The organism is Pelotomaculum schinkii (assembly GCF_004369205.1).
Taxonomy (GTDB): domain Bacteria; phylum Bacillota; class Desulfotomaculia; order Desulfotomaculales; family Pelotomaculaceae; genus Pelotomaculum_C; species Pelotomaculum_C schinkii.
In genome coordinates, this window is record NZ_QFGA01000001.1 from 2,332,001 (window position 1) to 2,352,337 (window position 20,337).

At 48.0% G+C, this 20,337-nt stretch carries 11 protein-coding genes, 4 tRNA genes, 3 rRNA genes and 1 other annotated feature; all 18 genes read right to left on the reverse strand.

Translation table 11 applies throughout. The features are described from left to right. Window positions 1-94 precede the first annotated feature (94 nt). Complete coding sequence (locus tag Psch_RS10905) at window positions 95-754, reverse strand: hypothetical protein (protein WP_190240162.1); 660 nt, start codon at window positions 752-754, stop codon at window positions 95-97. Beyond that, the gene (locus Psch_RS10910) at window positions 751-3,978 is read right to left on the reverse strand and encodes an N-6 DNA methylase (RefSeq protein ID WP_190240163.1); all 3,228 of its coding nucleotides are present in this window, start codon (window positions 3,976-3,978) and stop codon (window positions 751-753) included. Before Psch_RS10910 ends, Psch_RS10905 begins: the two co-directional genes overlap by 4 nt. Window positions 3,979-4,029: 51 nt before the next feature. Next, window positions 4,030-4,476, reverse strand: a complete 447-nt coding sequence (locus tag Psch_RS10915) for a MerR family transcriptional regulator (RefSeq protein WP_190240164.1) — start codon at window positions 4,474-4,476, stop codon at window positions 4,030-4,032. Between the two features lie 443 nt (window positions 4,477-4,919). Continuing rightward, window positions 4,920-5,013: transfer RNA gene (locus Psch_RS10920), tRNA-Ser, on the reverse strand. 51 nt (window positions 5,014-5,064) lie between these two features. Further along, a tRNA-Ser gene (locus Psch_RS10925) sits at window positions 5,065-5,154 on the reverse strand. Window positions 5,155-5,543: 389 nt separating this feature from the next. Next, window positions 5,544-7,043 carry an ISLre2 family transposase gene (locus tag Psch_RS10930; protein ID WP_190238768.1) on the reverse strand — a complete coding sequence of 500 codons (1,500 nt, stop codon included), beginning with the start codon at window positions 7,041-7,043 and terminating at the stop codon, window positions 5,544-5,546. Between the two features lie 159 nt (window positions 7,044-7,202). Then, window positions 7,203-8,471, reverse strand: a complete 1,269-nt coding sequence (gene serS, locus Psch_RS10935) for a serine--tRNA ligase (RefSeq protein WP_190240165.1) — start codon at window positions 8,469-8,471, stop codon at window positions 7,203-7,205. Between the two features lie 269 nt (window positions 8,472-8,740). Continuing rightward, entirely contained in the window at window positions 8,741-10,321 is a 1,581-nt protein-coding gene (serA, locus tag Psch_RS10940; RefSeq protein WP_190240166.1) for a phosphoglycerate dehydrogenase, read from the reverse strand. A gap of 2 nt (window positions 10,322-10,323) precedes the next feature. Next, window positions 10,324-11,472: a pyridoxal-phosphate-dependent aminotransferase family protein gene (locus Psch_RS10945; protein WP_190240167.1), complete on the reverse strand. Its 1,149-nt coding sequence runs from the start codon at window positions 11,470-11,472 to the stop codon at window positions 10,324-10,326. Window positions 11,473-11,561: 89 nt separating this feature from the next. Next, window positions 11,562-11,785, reverse strand: a binding site (T-box leader). 126 nt (window positions 11,786-11,911) lie between these two features. Then, the gene (gene pdxT / locus Psch_RS10950) at window positions 11,912-12,478 is read right to left on the reverse strand and encodes a pyridoxal 5'-phosphate synthase glutaminase subunit PdxT (RefSeq protein WP_134220411.1); all 567 of its coding nucleotides are present in this window, start codon (window positions 12,476-12,478) and stop codon (window positions 11,912-11,914) included. 224 nt (window positions 12,479-12,702) lie between these two features. Beyond that, the gene (gene pdxS, locus Psch_RS10955) at window positions 12,703-13,587 is read right to left on the reverse strand and encodes a pyridoxal 5'-phosphate synthase lyase subunit PdxS (protein WP_134220410.1); all 885 of its coding nucleotides are present in this window, start codon (window positions 13,585-13,587) and stop codon (window positions 12,703-12,705) included. 183 nt (window positions 13,588-13,770) lie between these two features. Continuing rightward, window positions 13,771-14,451 carry a methyltransferase family protein gene (locus Psch_RS10960; RefSeq protein WP_190240168.1) on the reverse strand — a complete coding sequence of 227 codons (681 nt, stop codon included), beginning with the start codon at window positions 14,449-14,451 and terminating at the stop codon, window positions 13,771-13,773. A 75-nt stretch (window positions 14,452-14,526) separates the two neighbouring features. After that, window positions 14,527-15,342 carry a MerR family transcriptional regulator gene (locus Psch_RS10965; RefSeq protein ID WP_190240169.1) on the reverse strand — a complete coding sequence of 272 codons (816 nt, stop codon included), beginning with the start codon at window positions 15,340-15,342 and terminating at the stop codon, window positions 14,527-14,529. A gap of 290 nt (window positions 15,343-15,632) precedes the next feature. Beyond that, window positions 15,633-15,749, reverse strand: a 5S ribosomal RNA gene (gene rrf / locus Psch_RS10970). A 124-nt stretch (window positions 15,750-15,873) separates the two neighbouring features. Next, window positions 15,874-19,345: ribosomal RNA gene (locus tag Psch_RS10975) — 23S ribosomal RNA — on the reverse strand. 218 nt (window positions 19,346-19,563) lie between these two features. Beyond that, window positions 19,564-19,639, reverse strand: a tRNA-Ala gene (locus Psch_RS10980). 114 nt (window positions 19,640-19,753) lie between these two features. Then, a tRNA-Ile gene (locus tag Psch_RS10985) sits at window positions 19,754-19,830 on the reverse strand. A gap of 278 nt (window positions 19,831-20,108) precedes the next feature. Then, window positions 20,109-20,337 (reverse strand): 16S ribosomal RNA (locus Psch_RS10990); the annotation flags it as partial.

Consider the following 20,337-nt stretch of genomic DNA (forward strand, 5'->3'; position numbering starts at 1 on the left):
CAATTTGGCAAATTAGGTAAATATAGATGCCGGTTATTATGCGTGACCGCCGCATTTGATGTGGACGGTTTTTTTACATTAATAAGGAACCATATTAAACAATTGCTCGAAAGTCCGCCCACAAATGCTTCAAAAGGAATTGACTTGGCTCTATTTCCAATCTTTCCAGAAACTGTTCCAATTGAGAAACACCTCTCATATTCCAATTATCAATTAAAACCAAGGGAGGAAGCGGTATTAAACCGGAAGCGGTATTGACTTCCTTAAGAATGTCCTCAAGCTCCATATTTTGGATATATCCTACCATCGTTCCGGATGCACAACCTTTGGCATACCCATGGTTTTTGGAAACAAAACGTTTGATTCCATTCATGACATATTCGGAAGTAAATATCCTGCCCGCCATGGGCTTGCCCAGCCTTTTGCATTCGATAATATATTCGCGCTGACATTTAAGCGGATCTTGTTCCAGCGTATCTTTCCAGAGGATCTGAATGTCAGGCCTTTTTCTTTCCCGTTCTTTTTCTGTTACCTCCTCATCGCTCGGTTGATTGTTCGCCTCGCACATCACAACATAAGAAGGCCCTGCCGTCTGGCGTCTCAGTGCCCAATATAATTTTCTATTAATCTCCGGTTCGCTTTGATCATGCAAAGGAATAGGGGATAAAGAATTCAAGGCAGATATTAAAAGTGCTAAGATTCCCCTTTCCTTCCGTTCCCAGGTATTTAATTGCGATATCAATGGTTGGCTCATCGTGCCTTGCTCCTTACCATGTTTTGTAAATTCATGGCTTGGACAAGAGTCGCCTCTGCGTCTTCTCTCGCTGAACTGCGCGTCCAGAGCCTTGCCTCGCTGCGCTTGATCACAAATATTTCGGTATCGGTTACGGCGCGAACCATGCCGTCCACATATATTTTTTTACTATTATAGGGGTAAAGAATATTATTTCCCAGCTTTGTTAAGACTTCATGCCACAGGTTATCCTCCGTATTCTTGATAACCGGTATTGGCTGACTTTTATATTTGGTTGAAAAAATAACGCCGATCATCGGGGCATGTCCCGCTGAGTTGACGACTCTCCAGCTAAGCTCGCCATCAGGTTCTAATTCGCGGTTCCAAATCGATAAGAAGGCCAAAATATATCCTTCCAATCCTTCAGGCAAGCCATTACTTTTCGCTAAATCATCCAGCGTACCTTGTTTCCGGGAGGGCAAGCGAATAGGTTTTAAAGCGTCACTATGGATACTATTGTAGAAAAGATCAAGTCCATAGGTACAAAGGTCGGTAATTAAATCCCGTTCCGCTTCATTCAATTCATAAAGTTCGAAGATGGCGTCGTCTAATTCCTTTTCTAGTGACGCCAGAGCGTAATTGGGGCTGACTTGAAAAATATTTTCAGAACCGCTGAATTCTCTCAGCCGGTCAACCCTAGTAATAATTTTATTTTGAAGTTCGCTGTCATTCGGCAATCTGATTGGTAAATCAAGAATTTCCTCCAAATGGACGGAGTGATGCCAATTGCCCCATGACCCTGTGGTATGGAAAAGATAATAGCGTGTTAAAGAAGACCATAAAACACCGAGGATGATCTTCTTTTCCCATTCTTCCAGGCCATCCATGGCAATACCGAATATGGAATGGCGGAAACAAAAAGGAGCATCTTCCAGCCGGGCTTGGATTCTGCCGTTAGCCCCTTTTGCTTCCGTGACGCCGCGTTTAATTAAAATCCTGGAACCTTTATATATCTCCTTATTGCCGAACCGATAGACCTCTTCCGGAACTGTCTTTAGGAATGAAAAATCAATTCTGCCATAACTGCGGAATTTTCCTGTTGGGAACACCCGATATTGCTTTAGCCAGTCGCTTGGACTATTCTTCCCTTTACTTTTATCTTGAAATCCATAACCTTTGGCCAGATTTCTGGAATTCACCCAATCTCTTAACCTTGGTTCCATGGACAGGGTATTAATTAAGGCATGGTCTCTATGGCTGCCCCACCAGTATATTTTCCAGGTTCGATCGTCATATTGTAAATCCGACTGCTTCAGTATTCTCATATCCGTATTATTCAAAATGACGACTTGCAGACCATTCACAACGGATGTTTTTTTGGCCGACCAATACCTTACTAAATTCTCTTCTTCCAATTTTATTTTTTGGTACTCCAGATAGGCGAAAGGTGACTTGACACCATTGAAGAAAATATCCCTGACATGGGCAAAGTTCACAACTTGGCTAAGCGTTGTTTTCTCTAAAAGCTGTTTGCGAAATAATTTATTATTGGGTTGCTGTTTAAAAAACACCCCGCTAGTTACTAATAGACCGGCACAACCCCTATCCCTCAATAAGGAATAAGCAAGCCAAATAAAAGCCTGGGAAAACTCTTTATCGCCAACCGCAAGTTCTCTGTTCAGGCACCACTGAATAGCAGTATTATTGGCTGCACCCCATGGCGGATTGCCAACAACGATATCGGCACAGTTTTCGGTAAATCTCCGGAGCTGTAAAGGATTGGTGATTTTGGCGCCTACATTGAAGGCATCGGCTTCCAAAAGGATATTCAGATTTTGCTGATTGGTTTCCGTACCTTCGTTAAATGCCAACTTCGGTAAACGTCTGCCTAACTTCATTTGCTCTAAAATGTCTTTTGGTTCCTGATAATTTAAAAAAGCCAAACATAGACTGAACGCCGCTACGCGTACCGCCTCTGAATTCACTTCGATCCCAGCAATTTGCTCCTGCAAAATTTTCCTCAACCTATCGGGAGAAGGAATTTTTCGTTTCTTCTGAATATGGTAGCGCACTATCCTTTGGAAAGTTTCGACGAGAAAGATGCCGGACCCACAGGCCGGGTCGAGCACGCGCGGATTCTGTGCCAACTTTTCCGGCGTTAACAATTGAGCCAGGACAAATTCAACTAAAGTGCCGGGCGTATAATGCGTTCCTTTATCGTCAAGATCCTGTTCATTATGGTAAAACTCTTCATAAATACTGCTGATCAAATCGGTAGGGATAAGGTCAAACTTATAAGCCCATAAAAAAAGCTTCAGCTGGGGGTCGATATCGCCGATTAAAAATCGTCTCAATAAAGTTAAATGCTCTTGTTGCACAACCGCACTTTCCAAATTATCTTGTGGAAAAACGTCGCCGTTAAAATCAGCCTTAAGCTGTTGGAACAAGGCATAAGTAAAATCTTTATTTTGTAAAACTTTGAGATATATCTTATGATCGGTATCATCCAAAATTTGATTTTTTTCAATAGGTTGATTGAGTAAAGCCGTCCATTCTTTCTGACGTTCGGCAATCATTTTAAAATAATCTTCGGAAATAATCCCCCTGTCTTCCAAATATCTTATAAAAATAGACCTTCCGATCAAAGCATGCGCATATTTTAAATTTTTTCCGCCAAGCCCGCTTTTCATTAACGCTGAACGTACTATTTTCAAGTCTTTAATTAATTGCTGATCAGCACGTTCTTCAATTCTACCGAAACGCTCCGCTTCGAAGGTCTGTCCGCTCTCCAATTGTTCACGCCTATATATACTTAGCTTTTCCGATATTTCATTAATGTTTCGTACGATATCTATTGGCTCAGGGATCTTTACACCATATTGATCTCTTTCCGGGGATTTGTTCAGGCCATAGACACGCAATTCACCAGGTAACGCTAAAAAGAGAAAACTTGGCCTGGCCATATTCCAGGAACGTTGAAATAGCTCTTGAATTGTTTCTTGGTTATAATCCGCCTGACCAAAGATAATAACAGGATTATTTTCCACAAAAAAAACTTTTTCAATTTTGGCATCTTCCAATCCTTGAGCCACTTTATGGGCTAAAACAAGCCAATCGCCTTTGTTAAGCCAATGAGATAGAGAATCCATGTCTGGAAGCTCGGTAGCGGATAGCAAGTCTCCTTCTATAAAACTTAACTGTTGATAGACATTTTCCAGAAACTCACTTTTTTCCGGAATGGACATGGAATTACCTCCTCTCTCTGGAACTTAACGAAAACACAACCTGAGTGTTTTTCAGGATATTGCCTCGTTCTTATCAGATAACTTTTCCTCGCAACTTTTTTTTACTTCATCCGCTGCCTGTTGGATATCAATCAACCATACCACCTGACCTTTTTTCGCTAAATCAATAGCAAAAATAGGGTTATCGCTTAATAAAAATAATCCACGGCCATCCGAAATAAGAGAGACCCCGCTTAAAGCCTTTTCATGGAGATTGTTTTTTAAGAAAAGCAAACAATCCTTCAACAGTTTGGTGGATAATCCGGCATCAAGAAGTCTTTTGACAATTTTCAACTCCACCAAATCCAGATATGAGTAAAACCGTGCACTTCCTCTTCCCGCAGCCTGGGCTAAACTGGGTTTAAATAATCCATTCCGGTCCCAGTAGTCAATTTGTCGCTGCGTCAGCCCTGTAAGTACAGATACTTCTGAGGATCGAAAACCTTGTTTTAAAACCATTATTCTCCCCCATAGGCATGGAATACAACTATGTATTTATTTCTACATTGACATTCTTATTCCTTTTATCTTTTGTAATAATAACATAATAATATACTAGAACATATGTTCTGGTCACTGATAATAACTTTGATCCGGGCCATTAATATGGTGGGAACGAAACGATTAGTAGAAGCAATGAGAGAGTGATCCCCTTTTTTTTCCCGTGTTTTAGGCTTTTAACAATTCAAAAAAGAAATAATTTCCGCTTAAAAAACCCGCAAACCCGCATCAATAGCGGGTTTTTAGACAAATCGTGGTGGACGTGAAGGGATTTGAATGACAGCTATTGCAGAGCTACATTGCTGATTTTACATGGGGGCCATACCCCCCTGTGATGGTTCGAATTCTACTTCTTCACTACATAAAAATAAAACCCACCTAATGGTGGGTTTTATTTTCATTGGCGGAGAGTGAGGGATTCGAACCCTCGATACAGGTTATGCCCGTATACTCGCTTAGCAGGCGAGCGCCTTCAACCTACTCGGCCAACTCTCCATAAAAATACTATTCAGCTCTGGCGGCTTTAAACGGCAGGACTTAAGCGTCTGGCGGAGGGGGTGGGATTCGAACCCACGGGACCCGTGAAGATCCAACGGTTTTCAAGACCGCCTCCTTCAACCGCTCGGACACCCCTCCCCGGCAGCCCAACGGCCTCCGTTTTACGTATGATTTTAGGGCAAGATTAAGTTTAACATAGAACAAATGCTGTGTCAATAAACCCTGCCGGTCTCGATGCTGTCAAGTTAAAGTGGGTCGTATCCGATAATTTCCAATGCAACTCAACCAGGTTATAAATTTGACACGATATAGATTGCAAAAAATTTAAAACACGGTGGCGGCGGCCTTGACTGCCACCCCCACGCATGGTCTGATAAAACATGCCGACGGGGTGGCTCCGGGAACATGTCTACAAAGATAGCGAACCCGTCGTTTCTCCCATTATACCATGCGTGTGGCCCCCGGCAGTCAAGGCTACCCTGACGGCGCCGCCCAAAAAAAGCCTCAGGGATTCACCAAAAACATGTCTAAAAAATCCAATCTAAAGTGAGACGGCTAATTAGTAATGCCAGTTCCCGGCTTTTCTGATTGGGTCCATAAGCTGCCGGCAAGGATGCCCGTACCCAATCCCCAGGATCTTTTGCAGCCAGGCCATCTGTTTGTCTTCTGGCCCAATAGCCGTCCTGAACTCGTACCGGCTCACTCTCTGGAGTAGGCGGCCCTGGCAGGCGAAGAATATCTATAAGATTACCGTTTCTTTTTGCACAACGAACATGGGCGAGATTGTCAGATCCGTTTACCGACCAGGAAGCCCCCTGATGTTTAAACCGACGGGCAATGGTATGCCCCACATTGGGTTCGATAACTCCCAATCCCCGGGCCGGGGAAGGGCAGGGACGGTTTCTTTCCCGCCAGTCGGTAATCCCTTCCCAAACGCTATTGATTAGGCTTTGGAAAGCTCTTAGTTTTTCTTTTCTGGTTTCGTTTGGTTCTTCAATGATCAACGTCCTTAAAAACATATTGAAAGCGGCCCGGCTGTTCGTGTCGTTCGTATAGAGGATTTTCTCGAGTTTTTTTCTGTGCTGGGGGTTAAACAGGCTAATAAGATCCCTTTTTAAGTGGAACCGGCAGTATTGATATTCGGCCCCTAAAAGATCGGCTCCTTCCCGGATCCAGTCGGCTCCGTCCCCGGCAATAATTTTTCTTGGGCAGCCGTCAAGATCGTAGAGCCGGCTTAAACGCCGTTCTAAGGCGCCCCAAAATTCTTCTCCTTTTCCGTGGTAAATGAAGTAAGTGGGGTTGATCAGTTTTGCTCTGCCATTCGGACCTTCTTCCCACCCTTCATAAACTACCGCTGTTTTTAACTCAAAGCGTCTCTGCTCACTTCTTTTGTGCCGGCGCTGTTGTTTGATCATCGCTCCGTCTACTTCGACAACCAATAAAGGGACAACACGGATACCGGTACCGTCTAAGCCAGTTTCCCCATCCCATTTCTTGAGGTGTTCACCGGCTACTTGGACATCCCGATGGATGGTCTCGTGGCTGATGCTCACCCCCAAAGTGGTCTTTAAGGTTTCTTTTGCCTTCCTGTAGGTTTGTTCGGCGGCAAGCATTACGGCTATTTCGCTCAACCGGGCAGAGACATGCGCTCTTGCTGGTATACCCAGCAGTTCGTCCAGCAAAAAGGTGTAAGCGTAAGCTCCGCTTAAAGTGCGCTTTTTGTAGTAGCGTCTTGGGTAGCTGAGCACCCCCAGGGTGGTTTCGAGGCTTCGCTCCCTTATTTCAACTACTTCCCAACCCTCCCGTTCGGCCGAGTAAAGTATGAGCCGATCAAGGTGTTCTAAAAATGCAGTCAGCATCTGAATCAAGTAGTCTCTGGCAATGGTAAATAGTTCTTTTTCTAAAGTATTGAAATTTGTCTTTCCGGCAAGTACACTGTTAAGTAAAGTACTCACTCTTTTCTCTTGCAGCCAGGAACTTTCTTTCAGATAGTCTTGGGCTGCTTGGATTTGGGGTGATGTATTCACTAGAAGAAACCTCCTTTGTCGGTTTGGCTTACTTGCATTGGAGGTTTTCTTCTTTTCTCCGTGGAAAAACTCCTTGTCTTTTCGCCTGGAGATTACTGGTGATCACCCACAGTTATTTTACAGCTACGCCGGTCTCTAGTGCCGGTGAAATCTTCAAAGTCAGCCAATCCGGGCCATACCGCCCATATAGGGCCGTAGCGCCTCAGGGATGATAACCGTCCCGTCTGCCTCCTGGTAATTTTCCAAAATGGCTGCAACCGTACGGCCGACTGCCAGTCCGGAGCCGTTTAAAGTATGCGCCAGTTCAGCCTTGCCTTTGGCATTCCGGAAACGGATGCCGGCACGGCGGGCCTGGAAGTCCTCAAAATTACTGCAGGAGGAAATTTCCTTGTACGCCTGGTAGCTGGGCAGCCAGACCTCGATATCGTAGGTTTTCGCAGATGAGAAGCCCATATCTCCGGTGCATAACAATATAACCCGGTAAGGAAGGCCCAGGAGCTGTAAAACTTTCTCGGCGTTTTGAGTAAGTTTTTCCAGTTCGTTGTAGGAGTCTTCCGGCCTGCAGAACTTCACCAATTCAACCTTGTTGAACTGGTGCAGGCGGATCAATCCGCGGGTATCACGGCCGGCGGCCCCTGCCTCCGCCCGGAAACAAGCGCTGTAAGCGCAGTGCAAGATGGGCAGCTTCTCCCCGTCCAGGATCTCATTGCGGTACAGGTTGGTAACCGGCACCTCAGCGGTCGGTATGAGGTAGTAGTCGGAGCCTTCGATTTTGAACATATCCTCGGCAAACTTGGGCAGTTGTCCCGTTCCCACCATACTGTCACGGTTGACTATAAATGGCGGAAATATTTCTTCGTAATGGTGTTCGGTGGTATGCAGGTCCAGCATAAAGTTGAACACTGCCCGCTCCAGCCTGGCTCCCAATCCCTTATAAAAGACAAACCGGGCGCCGGTGACCTTGCTTCCCCGCTCAAAATCGATGATATCCAGAGCTTCACCCAAATCCCAGTGCGGTTTGGGCTGAAACCCAAAACTGCGGGGCTCGCCCCAGGTACGCATAACCGGGTTGTCAGCCTCACTGACCCCGGTGGGAACCGACTCATGAGGTATATTGGGAATATCCAAAAGGATGTTTTGCAGCCTTCCTTCCAAGGCTTTAACCTCTTCATCCTTCTCCTTAATCTCTCTGGAAAGCTCCCGCATTTCCAGGACCATATCCGGCGCGTTTTGGCCCGCTTTTTTTAGCTTCCCAATTTCCTCTGAGACGGTGTTGCGCCGGTTTTTCATTTGCTCAACCATAAAAAGCTTCTCGCGGCGTTGCTCATCAAGTTTCAAAAACTCATCAAGGGTTACCGCGGAGCCACGCCTGACCAGTGCCTCCTGCACAATTTGCGGGTTATTGCGGACAAATCTCATGTCAAGCATTAGGATTACCCCCATTGAAAGTTAACAAAATATGCCTATTCAATATCACCATATTATACTATAACGGTTGTCTTTTGTAAAACCAACGGGTCTTGGCTTTGAAGGAGGCGCCGGTATCGTAATTCTGGCAATCATCCTCGACCGTCTCACCCGTGCCCTTGTCAAGGGCAGGGATCAAATCAACAGCGGTACCCTCTCCCGGTAAACCCTTAACTTAATAATTTGAGGCGCCCTCTTTGGGGGCGCCTCAAATTATTACTGCCGGAATTTTAGATGCTAACGTTTCTAACACTCAGCACTCCATCGATTTTGGCGATTTCAGGCATTGTTTCTTCAGGAACCGGCGCATCCACATTCAGAAGCATCACTGCTTTACCGCCGATTATTTTCCGGCCAACCTGCATTCCGGAAATATTGATATCGTGAGCGCCAATCAGGTTGCACACCGGACCGATAATCCTCGGCTTGTCGATGTGGGGAACATAGAGCATGTGGCCTTCCGGTATGGCATCGACATGATAACCGTCTATTGAGACAATACGGGGGTCGACCTTGCCGAAATTGGTCCCCGCCACTGAAATTTCTTCCCTGTCGGAAACAGCTTTAACCGTAATCAGGTTGGCGTAGTCGCCTTCCCCCGAGGCTTGCTGCTGGACAACGTTAATACCCCGGTTCCTGGCCAGGGTGGGAGCATTGACAAAGTTCACCTTCACCTGGAGAATCGTGTCCAGGAAGCCCTTTATTAAAGTAGTCGTTATAGGGGCCACTTCCTGGTTGGCCAAGTCACCGCTGTAGGTCACCTCAACCTTGTTGACGCGCCCGTCAATCAACTGGGCGCAAAACCTCCCCATTTTCTCGGCCAGGTTGAGATAGGGTTTGACCGTAGCCATCACCTTGGGGCTCATGGACGGGATATTTACAGCATTTTTAACAAACTCTCCGTGCAACGCCGCAATGAGCTCTAGAGATACATCACAGGCCACGCATAGTTGGGCCTCCGAAGTGGAAGCGCCCAGGTGCGGCGTGGCAATGAAGTTGTTGAACGCAAAAAGCGGGCTATCGGTATTTGGTTCCTTCTCAAACACATCAAGCGCGGCGCCAGCCACTTTCCCTGTTTGCATGGCTTCATAAAGCGCCTCCTCATCAACTACGCCGCCCCTGGCACAGTTGATAACACGCACACCCGGCTTCATCAGGCTAAAGGCCTTTTCCCCTAAAATGTATTTAGAATCTTTGGTTAAGGGAATGTGGCAGGTTATGAAATCTGCCATCTTTAGGATTTCGTCCAGTGGCAGCAGCTGGGCGCCGAGCATTTGAGCCTTTTCTTCAGTAAGATATGGATCATAGGCTACAACTTTCATTTCCAGACCCTGGGCCCGCTTGGCCACAGCTGCCCCGATCCGGCCCAGGCCGATTATGCCCAGCACCTTATCCCGCAGTTCAACTCCCATGAAAGATTTTTTATCCCACTTGCCGGAACGAAGGGTATTGCTGGCCTGGGGAATGTTGCGCGCCAGAGACATCATCATCGCTATGGTATGCTCCGCCGCGGCAATGGTGTTGCCGTCAGGGGCGTTGACCACCAATACACCCTTGTCGGTGGCTGCCGCCACATCAATATTGTCCACTCCTACACCGGCCCGGCCGACCACCTTAAGTTTAGAAGCTTGCTCCAAAACCCGGGCAGTCACCTTGGTGGCGCTCCTGACAATCATCCCGTCATAATCTGCGATGATATCGACCAGTTCGTCCTCGGTGAGCTTGCTGCGGACATCCACTTCAATATCGGATTCCGCTCTCAGCGCGGCTAAACCTTCTTCTTCAACCCCGTCAAGCACCAGTACCTTCATTGCTATACCCTCCCTAAAAATACTTCCTGCGCAGCCGCTATCCCCGCTCCAAGCTGTACGGGATAACCAGCCTCGGCCAGCGCCATTTCCAGTGCGCTTACGGCAATTATCACGTCCATTTTATCTGCAAAGCCCATGTGGGCGATGCGTATGATTTTCCCTTTTACCTCGCCCTGTCCGCCGGCAAAAATTACCCCATATTTATTTTTAATAATTTTTCTGAGGTCGTCGGCGGCAATTCCCTCCGGCCCCCATACCGCGGTCAAGGCATTGGAGGCGTAGCGTTCTTCCGCCAGGAGCCGTAAGCCCAGGGCCTTGACGGCGGCGCGAGTGGCACGGGCCAGCAGGGCATGGCGCGTATAGACATTGTCCAGCCCTTCCGCTTCCATCATTTCCAGTGCCGCTTCCAGCCCATAGAACAGGGTCACATTGGGGGTGTAAGCGGTATTCCACTTATCCAGGACTTTTTTGAAGGCCGGGATACTGAAGTAAAACCTGGGAGCTTTATTGTTGTTAACCACACCCCAGGCCTTGTCGCTGACGCTGACCATGGCCAGTCCCGGCGGCAGCATGAATGCCTTTTGAGATGCCGTGCAAAGCATGTCAATGCCCCACTCGTCCACCTTGATCTCGATTGCTCCAACCCCGCTGACTCCGTCCACCAGGAGTAATGCAGGTGTCCTGGCTACCAGGGCGCCGATGCCGGCGATATCGTTGCATACACCAGTGGAGGTCTCGTTCTGGGTCGCCAGCACCACTTTAACATCAGGATTCTGACGCAGCTTTTCTTCGACCACCGAGAGGTCCACATCTTTGCCGTAACCAAAATTAACCTCTATAAGCTCGGCGCCATAAGCCCTGGCAATATTGGCAAAGCGTTCCCCGAAATTACCGGTGATCAAGGCCAGGACCTTGTCTCTGGCGCTTACTGTATTGGCGATGGCTGTTTCCAGCGCGCCTGTCCCGGAATTGGTTATTACAAAGATATCATTTTGGGTCTGAAAAACCCTTTTCAGCTTTTCAACAATCCGCTTGTGCATCCGGGCAAATTCATCGGTACGGTGCCCGCCTACCGGCCTGGACATGGCGGCATACACGGACGGGGGAACAGGCGTAGGACCCGGCATCATCAGGTATTGTTTGTCTTGCACTTGTAAAAAACTCTCCCTTCTTAACCAAAACAAAATTTTACAGTATGCATTGCGCTCATAAAATAATGAACCTCTCGTCCCCTTAAATTAATAGGGACGAGAGGTTTCTCCCGCGGTGCCACCCTTTTTGACCGGAATCCTCCGGTCCTCTTGAGCATGTTCTAACGGGAACTACCGTGCCTGCCTACTTCTGCTTTCAGCAAGCCCCCTCCAGGGAGCCAATTTCATCTGCGCCGCTCCTGCCGGTTTACAGCCACCACCGGCTCTCTGAGAGGATTTACGACGGATTACTCTACCCTTTCACCGGGTTTATAGTGGGAACAATCCCCTATAATTAAATAAACTTGTTTAAAATATTACTACACATGACAGCAATATGCAATAGGGATACAAAATAACAATATATTCTCAATATTTACATACATGATAATACCTTATGCTAAATGCAATTTTCCAGAAAATAACGGTGCACCCGCAAGTCGCCGGTCAATTCCGGGTGAAAAGCAGCGGCCAGGAACCTTCCCTGGCGGGCAAAAATAATTTTCCCCCCGAAGCTGGTTAGCGCTTCAACGCTTTTTTCGACGCTCAGAATATAAGGGGCCCGGATAAAGACCGCCCGGAAAGGTTCCTCTCCTAAAACCGGGATGTCAAGCTCTGCTTCAAAGCTGTCCACCTGCCGGCCGAAAGCGTTGCGCTCCACGGTAATATCCATCAGACCCAGGCGGGGCTGGGTTGAGCCTGCTATCCCTTTAGCCAGAAGGATCATTCCGGCGCAGGTGCCGAATACCGGCATCCCCTGCTCCCCTAATTCTTTGATCGGTTCAAGAAGGTTAAATTCTATCAGCAGCTTGCCCATGGTGGTACTCTCCCCACCGGGGATTACCAGAGCCGAGATTTTGGCAAGCTGTTCCGGCTTCTTGATCTGCTCCGTTTCTACACCACACGCGGCAAGCGCCTTCTGGTGCTCCCTGAAGGCCCCCTGGAGGGCCAGAACCCCTACCCTCATTTTACAACTTCCTTTCCAGAATAAAGGCCCTTTATCTCACCTTAAATATTCTTATATACTAACGACAGAGTGTCTCAGAAGCGCCTCCATATTTATATCATTATTTCCATTTAGAAAATCATGCCCCATCACATACGACATTTCTTGGGTATAGCTTTGTATGCGGGACTCTCATATTCAAAGACTCCAATCTGACCTCTGGCAGCCGACGACTGACGACCGAATTACCAGCCGCGGTCCTGCATCCGTTCAGCAGGGGCAATATTTGCGATCTCCAGCCCGGGCATGGCCTCACCGAGGTCCCTGGAAACCTCCGCCAGGATCTGCGGGTCGTTGTAATGGGTGGTAGCAGCCACAATCGCTTTAGCCCGCGCGGCAGGATCTTTGGATTTAAAGATGCCCGAACCGACAAAAATACCGTCGCAGCCAAGCTGCATCATCAGCGCGGCGTCCGCCGGAGTAGCAATACCACCGGCTGCAAAGTTCACCACCGGCAAGCGGCCGGCTTTTGCCACCTGCGCCAGCAAGTCGTAAGGCGCCCCAAGGTCCTTGGCGGCGGTCATTAACTCTTCTTTAGGCAAATTCTGCACCCTGCGAATTTCTCCCATGACCATCCTCATATGCCGGACGGCTTCAACCACGTTGCCCGTGCCAGGTTCACCTTTGGTCCGGATCATAGCTGCGCCTTCGCCGATGCGCCGTAGCGCCTCACCGAGGTTCCTGGCGCCACATACAAATGGTACCTTAAAGGCATTCTTGTCAATGTGGAAGTTATCGTCCGCGGGTGTGAGCACTTCACTCTCATCAATATAATCAACCCCAAGCGACTCGAGGATTTGCGCCTCCACGAAGTGTCCAATGCGGGCCTTCGCCATTACTGGAATAGTCACCGCATCCATAATACGCAGGATTATTGTTGGATCAGCCATACGCGCCACGCCTCCGGCCGCCCTGATATCGGCCGGTACCCTCTCCAGAGCCATTACAGCGCAGGCGCCCGCCTCTTCCGCAATTTTGGCCTGCTCGGGTGTTGTCACATCCATTATTACCCCACCCTTGAGCATCTCAGCCAAACCTTTCTTCACTGTCCAGGTTCCTTTTTCCGCCATCAAAACTGCCTCCAATCGAGCACCTTATTAACTATCAAACTATTTTACATTAATACTAAATCAAATACAAGATCGCTGTCTGAGCAACCCAAAAGCAAAATAAAAAAATCCGCCAGGGGCTGTTCTTTATCCCGGCGATTCTGATCCTGCCCCGGTATTCGGGATTGAGGGTCACGCTAATTTTTACCAAACCGAAGGAATCAAGCGATAACGTGTTTTAGTAAAATAATCCGTGTACCCCGGTAGGTCTCGTAATAGCACTTCTTCTTCTTTTCTTATCCTGAAGATAATCGTTGGTATGAAAAGGAACGAGAATATTAATGCCCAATAAGAACTAAGGGCTAGAGGAGTAAACAACTGCATTATTAACAACCCCGTATACATCGGATGACGAACAATAGCGTAGGGGCCGGTTGTAATAACCTGTTGCTCTTTCTCCACCTGTATGATAGTCGAAGCATAACTATTTTCCTTAAAAACTAAGAAAATGAATACATATCCCAAAAAGACCAAAGCATTGGCAGCAATTATAATCCAAACCGGCACTGCCGACCAGTGATAACGGTAATCAAAGCCGGGAATTAAGTAGGCGAACAGAGATAAGAATGATAAGATGCGTATGATACCTGGTTGTTGCTCTTTTTCTCTTACTTTCATTCGTCTTGACAAAATCCCTGGATCCTTTTTTAAAAAATAGGTGGTAATAAAAAGTGTCAGTGCAGAAATTATCGACCACCAAATCCATGCTTCCCAAAACTTTAAGGAGCCTGCGGGGAGAAATAACACAAGCCCCATCACAATCATAATTATTAAAGGTACTAGATAAGCTTTAAACGTGGATAAATTATTAATATTGTCTTTCATAAGTATTATCTCCTGACCTCGATCGTCTTTAGGAATGGAATCTTTTATCTTATTTAGAATATCCACAACTATTAATTAGTCTTCAGATGAGAGAAATTTTTCAACAAGTTGTTGGTACTTTAATTGGGCTGGTGAAAGCACATCGGCGACTATCTCCTGATATAAGCTTTCTAGCGGCTTTTTCATTCCTGGATGTTTGCATATTAGCTCTTTTACCGGAGGCATGCTGTTGATAAGAGCGACAGATTCGCGTGCCAAAGCTTCAATCTGGGGATCGTCTACGCTAAGGTGGGAAAGCTTGGCCCAATGCGCTCCTGAATCCAAAGCCAGTTGATAGTGTTCGGGATGCGTTTTGAAATACTCGGCCAGGGCGCGAAAGCTCTCCCGGTAATCTTCACCCCACTGGAAATCATCCAGGATGCCATACAATTTGCGGTGCTGATCATATATTTCCGGACAGGTACGAGCATATTTTTCAATTTGATCCGCCCCCAGTATCTCAGTAATCATTTGAAAAGAAGGAGAATCTAAACTGTCTTCATTCAAAAGAAGCGCATTTTCACTCAGAAGAGTATCAATTTTCGCCATTCGTTCTTCCAGGGTTTTCTTTTGATTGAGCAATTCAAGACGCAGGGATTGTAAGACTTCTCGCCATGTTTTGGGATTCTGCAAATCTCCCATTATTTCCTTAATGTGCTTGAGACCTAACCCCAGGGATTTTAAGCGTTTGATCAAACGCATGCGGTTCAACTCCGTCGGCCCATATAAACGGTATCCCCTAGCAGAGCGCTCCGGTACAGGCAGCAAACCGATTTTGTGGTAATAATTTATGGTTTTTAATGTGCTTCCGGTCAGTTTAACGAAATCGCCGATCTTTATGCGGTTTTCCACTGGCATCCCACCTTTTAAGGTCAGTTAACAACATCTTATCTACCATAATTATTTTTTACCCATCAAGAGAATATGACCTGCTTGATGGCATTAATCATTTGATAATCACCGTTCCCTGTTTCAATACTTCTTTAATTTTAGCCTCATAGTTGTTTAACCACGAGGCTTTAAAATTAATCTGGCGACGATCTACTCTCCCAGGAACCGACGAATTCAGTCGTCAGTCATCGGTTGTCGGACGTCAGAAAATAATTAACCTCATGGTTGTTTGACCATGAGGCTTAAAATTAATCTGGCGACGACCTACTCTCCCAGGGACCGACGTCCCAAGTACCATTGGCTCAGGAGGGCTTAACTGCCGTGTTCGGGATGGGAACGGGTGTACCCCCTCCGACATTGTCACCAGAAATATTTATCGTTTTAGTTGAGATGTTCTCTCAAAACTGTACAGCATACTTGAACAAGTTGTCGTCTTTCGCCTTTTGTCTTCGTCTTTTACCGACTACTGACTACTGACTACCGACTACTGATTAGGTCAAGCCCTCGACCTATTAGTACCGGTCAGCTGAACTGGTTACCCAGCTTACACACCCGGCCTATCTACCTGGTAGTCTTCCAGGGGTCTTACTAGCTTGTGCTATGGGAAACCTCATCTCGAGGGGGGCTTCGCGCTTAGATGCTTTCAGCGCTTATCCCGGCCAGACATAATTACCCAGCGCTACTCCTGGCGGAATAACTGGTACACCAGTGGTCTGTCCATCCCGGTCCTCTCGTACTAGGGACAGCTCCTCTCAAGTTTCCTGCGCCTGCGACGGATAGGGACCGAACTGTCTCACGACGTTCTGAACCCAGCTCACGTACCGCTTTAATGGGCGAACAGCCCAACCCTTGGGACCTACTACAGCCCCAGGATGCGATGAGCCGACATCGAGGTGCCAAACCTCCCCGTCGATGTGGACTCTTGGGGGAGATAAGCCTGTTATCCCCGGGGTAGCTTTTATCCGTTGAGCGACGGCTCTTCCACTCGATACCGCCGGATCACTAAGCCCGACTTTCGTCCCAGCTCGACCTGTTCGTCTCGCTGTCAAGCTCCCTTCTGCCTTTACACTCTGTGCGCGCGATTTCCAACCGCGCTGAGGGAACCTTTGGGCGCCTCCGTTACTCTTTGGGAGGCGACCGCCCCAGTCAAACTGCCCGCCTGATACTGTCCACGTCCCGGTTTCACGGAACTGTGTTAGAACTTCAATACTCAAAGGGTGGTATCCCAACGTTGGCTCCGCCAATACTAGCGTACTGACTTCCCCGCCTCCCACCTATCCTGTACATCCAATACCAAAACCCAATGTCAGGTTGCAGTAAAGCTCCACGGGGTCTTTCTGTCCTGTCGCAGGTAGCCGGCATCTTCACCGGCATTACAATTTCACCGAGTCCCTCGTTGAGACAGCGCCCAAATCGTTACGCCTTTCGTGCGGGTCGGAACTTACCCGACAAGGAATTTCGCTACCTTAGGACCGTTATAGTTACGGCCGCCGTTTACTGGGGCTTCGGTTCAAAGCTTCGACTTTAAGTCTGACCTCTCCCCTTAACCTTCCAGCACCGGGCAGGCGTCAGCCCCTATACTTCATCTCGCGATTTTGCAGGGACCTGTGTTTTTGGTAAACAGTCGCTTGGGCCTTTTCTCTGCGACCCCCTCACGCTCCAAACGTTTGTTCTTCACGCTAACGGGGTACCCCTTCTCCCGAAGTTACGGGGTCATTTTGCCGAGTTCCTTAACGAGGGTTTTCTCGCGCGCCTTAGGATTCTCACCCCACCTACCTGTGTCGGTTTGCGGTACGGGCACTTAAATGCCTCGTTAGAGGTTTTTCTTGACAGTTTGGGCGCCGGCTGCTTCGCTACTAAATTTCGCTCCCCATCAGTTCTCGGGCTTTTTTAAGAGACGGTTTTTCCTGTCTCTTACCCTACCTCCTTGGACGCACTTTTCCAATCGTGCGCTCAGCTTACCCTCCTGTGTCACCCCATCCTTCAAACGGCATTAAGTGGCATCGGATTCTCAACCGATTTTCCATCGCCTACGCTATTTAGCCTCGGCTTAGGCCCCGGCTTACTCTGGGCGGACGAGCCTTCCCCAGAAAACCTTAGGCTTTCGGCGGGCAGGATTCTCACCTGCCTTTTCGTTTACTTATACCGGCATTCTCACTTCTCACCCGTCCACAGCTCCTTTCGGTACTGCTTCAACCAGATGAGAACGCTCCCCTACCATTTCGGTAGTCAGTAGTCGGTTGTCAGTTGTCGGTTTTGCTTCTAGTCCATGCTTCTCTGAGCCGGTAGATTTGTTTCCCAACTACCTCATATTCTTGGCTCAACTCCGAGTAGGTTTTGTTGTCTATATATCCCAAGTCTTTTACCAACTCAACCAATACTCTCGTTTCATTGCATGAACCTAATGCAGTCCTTAGAAAGTGCATGAATTCCTTGTCAGATTTTACTCTACCATATCCTTCTGCAATGTTTAGTGCTATTGATACGGCAGAACGCCTTATCTGACTTCCTATTTCACGCCTTTCCTGTGTCGGAAATTCCTGGGTTAACTTGTGTACTTTTAAAGCCAGTTGATATGACTTGTTGTATACTTCAAGCTTTCTATATCCCATTTTTTCCTCCAACTACTGACTACTCACTACTGACTACCGAAATCCGCGGCTTCGGTGACAGGCTTAGCCCCGTTACATTTTCGGCGCAGAGCCACTTGACCAGTGAGCTATTACGCACTCTTTAAATGGTGGCTGCTTCTAAGCCAACATCCTGGTTGTCCGGGCAACTCCACATCCTTTTCCACTTAGCCTGTCTTTGGGACCTTAGCCGGCGGTCTGGGCTGTTTCCCTCTTGACTACGAACCTTAGCACCCGCAGTCTGACTCCTAGGGTCAAAATATCCGGCATTCGGAGTTTGATTGGGTTCGGTAATCGGTGAAGACCCCTAGCCCAGTCAGTGCTCTACCTCCGGTATTCATCCCTAAGGCTAGCCCTAAAGCTATTTCGGGGAGAACCAGCTATTTCCGGGTTCGATTGGCATTTCACCCCTACCCACACCTCATCCGCCGCCTTTTCAACGACGGTCGGTTCGAGCCTCCACTTTATTTTACTAAAGCTTCACTCTGGACATGGGTAGATCACCCGGTTTCGGGTCTACTCCAACGGACTTCCTTCGCCCTATTAAGACTTGCTTTCGCTGCGGCTCCGCGTCTCTTTCGCTTAACCTTGCCCGCTGGACGTAACTCGCCGGTCCGTTCTACAAAAAGTACGCCATCACACTTCGGTAGTCAGTAGTCGGTAGTCTGTTGTCGGATTGCTTGTTGGAATTCGCCTTTAGGCGAATTCCTTCCTAATCTGACTACTGACTACTCACTACCGACTACCGAATAGTGCTCTGACTGTTTGTAAGCATACGGTTTCAGGTGCTGTTTCACTCCCCTCCCGGGGTGCTTTTCACCTTTCCCTCACGGTACTTGTTCACTATCGGTCGCACCGGGTATTTAGCCTTGGGAGGTGGTCCTCCCGGATTCCCACAGGGTTCCCCGTGTCCCGTGGTACTTGGGATACTCTCGTAGTACCTCGACTTTTCGCCTACAGGGGTTTTACCTCCTATGCCGGGCCTTTCCAGGCCGCTTCGGCTAAATCTACTACACTATCTGATGAGAGTCCCGCAACCCCAGTCGTGCATGCACTACTGGTTTAGGCTCGCCCCGCTTCGCTCGCCGCTACTAGGGGGTTCGATCTTTCTTTCTTTTCCTCCGGCTACTAAGATGTTTCAGTTCGCCGGGTGCCCTCCGTTAACCTATGGATTCAGCTAACGGTGACGGGGGTTTGCCCCCGCCGGGTTGCCCCATTCGGATATCTACGGATCTATGCCTGTTTGCGGCTCCCCGTAGCTTTTCGCAGCTTGCCACGTCCTTCTTCGGCCCTGTGCGCCTAGGCATCCACCGTATGCCCTTTGCAGCTTGACCTAATTTCGCGCGCTACTTAGAACATCTTCTATGCTCTAGTTACTCTTGTTCTCCTATGCTGTGCAGTTTTCAAAGAACGATTGGGTGGTTGGTGGTTAGTGGTTTGTCGTTGGACTCCTTCTAACTACCTACCTTCCCTATTGAGAGAATTTAATATTAATGGCTTCGGCTTCGGTTGGCCTACCCAACCGCTAACCACCCGCCACTAACTACTAAATTGGTGGAGATGAGCGGATTCGAACCGCTGACCCCCTGCTTGCAAGGCAGGTGCTCTCCCAGCTGAGCTACACCCCCAATGTCGGTAGTCTGTTGTCTGTTGTCGGTAGTCGGTTTATTCGTTGGAATTTGCCGCAGGCAAATTCCTTCTTAAAATCTAACTACTGACTACCTACTACCCACTACTGAAATTGGTGGGACTAGGTGGACTCGAACCACCGACCTCACGCTTATCAGGCGTGCGCTCTAGCCGGCTGAGCTATAGTCCCACGGTCTCTCAAAACTAAACAGTGCATTCGGTAGTCTGTTGTCTGTTGTCGGTTGTCGGATTGTCCGTTGGAATTTGCCGCAGGCAAATTCCTTCTCATCTCCCACTACTGACTACTCACTACGAACTACTGAATTGATGGATGGTCGACCTGGAGTATTATTCAGTTGTAGGTTGTCTGTTATCAGTTGTCGGATTATTCGTCGGAATTTGCTTTCGCAAATTCTTAAAATCTAACTACTGACTACTCACTACCCGCTACTGATATCTTCTCCTTAGAAAGGAGGTGATCCAGCCGCACCTTCCGATACGGCTACCTTGTTACGACTTCACCCCAATCACCAACCCCACCTTCGACGGCTGCCTCCTGTTAAGGTTAGCTCACCGGCTTCGGGTGTTGTCAGCTTTCGTGGTGTGACGGGCGGTGTGTACAAGGCCCGGGAACGTATTCACCGCAGTATGCTGACCTGCGATTACTAGCGATTCCGACTTCATGCAGGCGAATTGC